The 3,378-nt window shown below is 55.3% G+C and carries 1 protein-coding gene, 1 tRNA gene and 2 rRNA genes (1 of these 4 running past the window's edge); 1 reads left to right on the top strand and 3 read right to left on the bottom strand.

Going from position 1 to position 3,378, the window contains the following annotated elements; translation table 11 throughout:
- On the top strand, positions 1-201 hold a 201-nt coding region (locus ACSQ24_RS29345), incomplete at its 5' end, for a hypothetical protein (protein ID WP_436098320.1).
- Here the strand turns inward: ACSQ24_RS29345 and ACSQ24_RS29340 are convergent.
- From ACSQ24_RS29340 to ACSQ24_RS29330, 3 genes are all read right to left on the bottom strand, one after another.
- A tRNA-Met gene (locus ACSQ24_RS29340) sits at positions 175-251 on the bottom strand. The genes ACSQ24_RS29345 and ACSQ24_RS29340 overlap by 27 nt on opposite strands.
- 92 nt (positions 252-343) lie before the next feature.
- Positions 344-458 (bottom strand): 5S ribosomal RNA (rrf, locus tag ACSQ24_RS29335).
- A 130-nt stretch (positions 459-588) separates the two neighbouring features.
- Positions 589-3,378 (bottom strand): 23S ribosomal RNA (locus ACSQ24_RS29330) (it continues 15 nt past the right edge of the window).

The following is a 3,378-nucleotide window of genomic DNA, read 5'->3' as shown; positions in this document are numbered from 1 at the left end:
GAGGCGATCCGCGCGATGATCGAGAGCATCGTGGGCACAGCGCTCGGTGGCGGTGGCGTCAATCTCGAGCTGTCCGGAGATCTGGCGCGGATTCTGGCGCCGCGGAGCGCCTCCAACGCAAGAACCCCGGCCGCATGCGGTCGGGGTTCTGATTGGTTTGCGTGTCTTTGGATTTGGTTGCGGGGGCCAGATTTGAACTGACGACCTTCAGGTTATGAGCCTGACGAGCTACCGGGCTGCTCCACCCCGCGATAAGGCGTTTTAAATGGCAACGCGGCGCGGGGTGCGGTGAGGCACCCTGCGCCGCGCGCTGGAGTCATGTGATGAGGGATATCCTTGACAGGCCCGGCAACGACCTACTCTCCCGGGTCTTGAGACACAGTACCATCAGCGCTGAGGAGTTTAACGGCCGAGTTCGGGATGGGATCGGGTTCTGGCTCCTCGCTCAAGCCACCGGGCCGGCGAAGGATATTGGCAAGCATAATTGGTCTTTGTTCTGGACGTCTCTGACGATTGCTTGGCTGAGATGAGCCGAGCGCAGAAGCGTCCGTGTTCGCATTGTAGAGTGTGCGGACATTGATCATGAGAACGATCAAGCCGATCGAGCAATTAGTACCGGTAAGCTGAGCAGGTTACCCTGCTTACACACCCGGCCTATCAACGTGGTCGTCTTCCACGGCTCTCAAGGGAGAACTCGTTTTGAGGTGGGTTTCCCGCTTAGATGCATTCAGCGGTTATCCCGACCGTACATAGCTACCCTGCACTGCGGCTGGCGCCACAACAGGTCCACCAGAGGTACGTCCACCCCGGTCCTCTCGTACTAAGGGCAGATCCTCTCAATTCTCCTACACCCACGGCAGATAGGGACCGAACTGTCTCACGACGTTCTGAACCCAGCTCACGTACCACTTTAATCGGCGAACAGCCGAACCCTTGGGACCTTCTCCAGCCCCAGGATGTGATGAGCCGACATCGAGGTGCCAAACGATTCCGTCGATATGGACTCTTGGGAATCATCAGCCTGTTATCCCCGGCGTACCTTTTATCCGTTGAGCGATGGCCCTTCCACGCGGGACCACCGGATCACTATGGCCGTCTTTCGACTCTGCTCGACTTGTCAGTCTCGCAGTCAGGCAGGCTTATGCCATTGCACTCAACGAGCGATTTCCGACCGCTCTGAGCCCACCTTCGCACGCCTCCGTTACTCTTTGGGAGGCGACCGCCCCAGTCAAACTGCCTGCCATGCGCTGTCTCGGACCCGGATGACGGGTCGCGGTTAGACATCCATGACGATAAGGGTGGTATTTCAAGGATGACTCCACCAGAGCTGGCGCCCTGGCTTCAAAGTCTACCACCTATCCTACACATGCCGACACGAATGCCAGCGCAAAGCTGCAGTAAAGGTGCACGGGGTCTTTCCGTCTGACCGCAGGAACCCCGCATCTTCACGGGGAATTCAATTTCACTGAGTCTATGCTGGAGACAGCGGGGAAGTCGTTACGCCATTCGTGCAGGTCGGAACTTACCCGACAAGGAATTTCGCTACCTTAGGACCGTTATAGTTACGGCCGCCGTTTACCGGGGCTTCAATTCGGTGCTTGCACACCTCCTTTTAACCTTCCGGCACCGGGCAGGCGTCAGACCCTATACGTCATCTTACGATTTCGCAGAGCCCTGTGTTTTAGTTAAACAGTCGCTACCCCCTGGTCTGTGCCCCCAATGCCTAGTTGCCTAGACACTGGGCCTCCTTATCCCGAAGTTACGGAGGTAAATTGCCGAGTTCCTTCAGCATAGTTCTCTCAAGCGCCTTGGTATACTCTACCAGTCCACCTGTGTCGGTTTAGGGTACGGTCTCATGTTGGAGCTATTTCCAGGAACCGCTTGGAAGCCAGATCAATCCAATAAGATCTGACAGCGTACGCGATCCGTCACTACCAACTGGCTGAGGAATATTCACCTCATTCCCATCGACTACGCCTTTCGGCCTCGCCTTAGGGGCCGGCTAACCCTGCGGAGATTAACTTTACGCAGGAACCCTTGGACTTTCGGCGACAGTGTCTTTCACACTGTTTGTCGTTACTCATGTCAGCATTCGCACTTCCAATACCTCCAGCAGCCCTCACGGGTCCGCCTTCGTTGGCTTATGGAACGCTCCGCTACCGCTTGCACAAAGTGCAAACCTTAAGCTTCGGCTCGTGGCTTGAGCCCCGATACATTTTCGGCGCAGGAACCCTTATTTAGACCAGTGAGCTGTTACGCTTTCTTTAAAGGATGGCTGCTTCTAAGCCAACCTCCTGGTTGTTTTGGGATTCCCACATCCTTTCACACTTAGCCACGAATTGGGGGCCTTAGCTGTAAGTCAGGGTTGTTTCCCTCTCCACGACGGACGTTAGCACCCGCCGTGTGTCTCCCGCGCAGTACTTCTCGGTATTCGGAGTTTGGTTAGGTTTGGTAATACGGTAAGTACCCCGCACCCATCCAGTGCTCTACCCCCGAGAGTATTCACGCGAGGCGCTACCTAAATAGCTTTCGCGGAGAACCAGCTATTTCCGAGTTTGATTGGCCTTTCACCCCTAGCCACAAGTCATCCGAGACTTTTTCAACAGGCACCGGTTCGGTCCTCCAGTAAGTGTTACCTTACCTTCAACCTGCTCATGGCTAGATCACCCGGTTTCGGGTCTAATCCGACGAACTGAACGCCCTGTTCAGACTCGCTTTCGCTGCGCCTACGCCTAGCGGCTTAAGCTTGCTCGTCAGACTAAGTCGCTGACCCATTATACAAAAGGTACGCGGTCACTCAGGACGAACCTTGAGCTCCCACTGTTTGTAAGCATTCGGTTTCAGGTGCTATTTCACTCCCCTCGTCGGGGTGCTTTTCACCTTTCCCTCACGGTACTTGTTCACTATCGGTCGCTGAGGAGTACTTAGGCTTGGAGGGTGGTCCCCCCACGTTCAGACAGGATTTCACGTGTCCCGCCTTACTCATGTCTCAACTGATTGCAGATCCGTACGGGGCTATCACCCATTGATGCGTGGTTTCCCAACCACTTCCGGTAACGCACAGTCGAGCACTGGCCTGGTCCGCGTTCGCTCGCCACTACTAACGGAGTCTCGTTGATGTCCTTTCCTCCAGGTACTTAGATGTTTCAGTTCCCTGGGTTAGCTTTGAACCCCTATGTATTCAGAGTTCAATACCTTCTTGTGATCTCTGTTAGCCCAAGGACAGGCCGAAACCTATCCTTAGAATAACAGAGATCGAAGGTGGGTTTCCCCATTCGGAAATCCGCGGATCAAAGCTCATTCGCAGCTCCCCACGGCTTATCGCAGCGTATCACGTCCTTCATCGCCTCTCAGCGCCAAGGCATCCACCGAATGCTC

It is taken from the genome of Allobosea sp. LjRoot237, assembly GCF_964253285.1.
GTDB lineage: Bacteria > Pseudomonadota > Alphaproteobacteria > Rhizobiales > Beijerinckiaceae > Allobosea.
This window is presented reverse-complemented; position numbering and strand designations above follow the sequence as displayed.